The organism is Actinosynnema sp. NPDC059797, from assembly GCF_042732085.1.
Lineage (GTDB): Bacteria > Actinomycetota > Actinomycetes > Mycobacteriales > Pseudonocardiaceae > Actinosynnema.
The window spans coordinates 1-2466 of the sequence record NZ_JBHWIE010000633.1 but is presented as its reverse complement, the minus strand read 5'-3'; the positions used below and the strand labels follow the sequence as shown (position 1 = coordinate 2466).

The 2466-nt window shown below is 69.3% G+C and carries 2 protein-coding genes; one reads left to right on the top strand and one right to left on the bottom strand.

Annotated features, from left to right (window positions below; translation table 11 throughout):
* Positions 1-94 precede the first annotated feature (94 nt).
* Entirely contained in the window at positions 95-394 is a 300-nt protein-coding gene (locus ACFV4N_RS42735; protein WP_499678410.1) for a hypothetical protein, read from the bottom strand.
* Between the two features lie 225 nt (positions 395-619).
* Between ACFV4N_RS42735 and leuA the strand changes: the two genes are divergently transcribed.
* Positions 620-2410, top strand: a complete 1791-nt coding sequence (gene leuA / locus ACFV4N_RS42730) for a 2-isopropylmalate synthase (RefSeq protein ID WP_499678409.1) — start codon at positions 620-622, stop codon at positions 2408-2410.
* The last annotated feature ends 56 nt before the right edge of the window (positions 2411-2466 follow it).

The following is a 2466-nucleotide window of genomic DNA, read 5'->3' as shown; positions in this document are numbered from 1 at the left end:
GACTCCGCCCGGCCCCCAGGGACGCCGAGGGCTCCCGCCGCATCGGGGAGGACGGCGGGAGCCCAGGACGTGCTCGCTGTTCGGGTGGCGCCCGTTACCGGGCGACGACCCGCGCGAGCAGGTTCGCGACGACGAGCCAGAAGACCGCCGCGAGGCCGTAGTTCACGATGAGGTCGAGGTTCGCGTTGCCCAGCTGGAAAAGGCCTGGGAAGAACAGCGCGAGCGGCTCGGCCAACTGCTGGATGAACTTGTACAGCGCGTTGGCCGGATTCGCCCCAAAGAGGTTCATCAGGATGTAGAGCACCTCGATGAGCGCGAACACGGCGCCAACACCGTGGATCACTCGGGCAGCGGTGTAGCTGCCGCTGCGCGTTGAGGTTCGCCATCTGGACATGTCAAGAGGCTGCCCAAGCCACTATCGAGTGAAACTCTTCCGAGTGAAGTTCCATCATCTGGGCGCGCGGTTCCGCCTCGACCGGCGATGTGGTTAACCTAGTCGGCATGGCACGCGGCCTCCTGCTTCGCCGCCGTGACGGGGTCTGACCAGACCGGCCCCCCGTCGCGGGATCGAGCGTTGCCGCCGGTCGTTCACCTCACGACCAGCAGGAGAACCCCCGTCATGACCAGCCACCCCGACGCGTACACCTCCGGGACCAGCCGCATCCGCACGCCCGCCCGCCCGGTCGAGGGCGCGCCCGCGTGGAACCCGCAGCGCGGCACCTCGATGCCCGTCCACCGCTACCGGCCGTTCCACGAGCTGGTGGAGGTCGTGGACCTGCCGGACCGCACCTGGCCGGCCAAGCGGATCGAGAAGGCGCCCCTGTGGTGCGCGGTCGACCTGCGCGACGGCAACCAGGCGCTGATCGACCCCATGTCGCCCGCGCGCAAGCGCAAGATGTTCGACCTGCTGGTGCGGATGGGCTTCAAGGAGATCGAGGTCGGCTTCCCGGCCGCCTCGCAGACCGACTTCGACTTCGTCCGCGAGATCATCGAGGACGGCGCGATCCCGCCGGACGTGACCATCCAGGTGCTGACCCAGTGCCGGCCCGAGCTGATCAGCCGGACGTTCGAGGCGCTGCGCGGCGCGGCAAAGGCGATCGTGCACTTCTACAACTCGACCTCGGTGCTCCAGCGGCGCGTGGTGTTCAAGGCCGACCGCGAGGGCGTCAAGAAGATCGCCACCGACGCGGCCCGGTTCGCGCTGGAGCAGGAGAAGCTCTACCCGGAGACCGAGTTCCGGTACGAGTACTCCCCCGAGTCCTACACCGGCACCGAGCTGTCCTACGCGCTGGAGGTCTGCGACGCGGTCTCGGAGGTCATCCGGCCGACGCCCGAGAAGCCGCTGATCGTGAACCTGCCCGCGACGGTCGAGATGGCCACGCCGAACGTGTACGCCGACTCGATCGAGTGGATGTCGCGGAACCTGGCGCGGCGCGAGTCGATCATCCTGTCGCTGCACCCGCACAACGACCGGGGCACCGGCGTGGCGGCGGCCGAGCTGGGCTACCTGGCCGGCGCGGACCGCATCGAGGGCTGCCTATTCGGCAACGGCGAGCGCACCGGCAACGTCTGCCTGGTCACGCTGGGCATGAACATGTTCAGCCAGGGCGTCGACCCGCAGATCGACTTCTCCGACATCGACGAGATCCGCCGCACGGTCGAGTACTGCAACCAGCTGCCCGTGCCGGAGCGGCACCCGTACGGCGGCGACCTGGTCTTCACCGCGTTCTCCGGCTCGCACCAGGACGCGATCAAGAAGGGCTTCGAGGCCCTGGAGGACGCGGCCAAGGACGCCGGGCAGCACGTGGACGAGTTCCCGTGGGAGGTCCCGTACCTGCCGATCGACCCGAAGGACGTCGGGCGGACCTACGAGGCGGTCATCCGGGTCAACTCGCAGTCCGGCAAGGGCGGCGTGGCGTACCTGATGAAGACCGAGCACCACCTGGACCTGCCCCGGCGGCTGCAGGTGGAGTTCTCCCGGGTCATCCAGGAGGTCACCGACACCCACGGCGGCGAGATCGGCCCCAAGGACATGTGGGACGCGTTCTCCACCGAGTACCTGGACGCCGTGGCCCCGCTGAGGCTGCTGCGCCAGAAGGTCTCCGGCGACGGCAGCGGCCACGAGCAGATCAAGGCGTTCGTGGTGGTCGACGGCGAGACGCAGGAGATCACCGGGACGGGCAACGGCCCGATCGCCGCGTTCGTGGACGCCCTGGCCACGATCGGGTACGACGTCCGGGTGCTCGACTACTCGGAGCACGCGCTGTCGTCGGGTGACGACGCGCGGGCGGCGGCGTACCTGGAGTGCGCCGTGGGCGACCGCGTGCTGTGGGGCGTCGGGATCGACAGCTCCACGGTGTCCGCGTCGCTGCGCGCGGTGGTCTCGGCCCTGAACCGGGCCAACAGGTAGTCCTCCGGGGAGGGGCGCGGGGCCGCGGGCCGCCCCCGGGCGCGTTTAAACAAAAA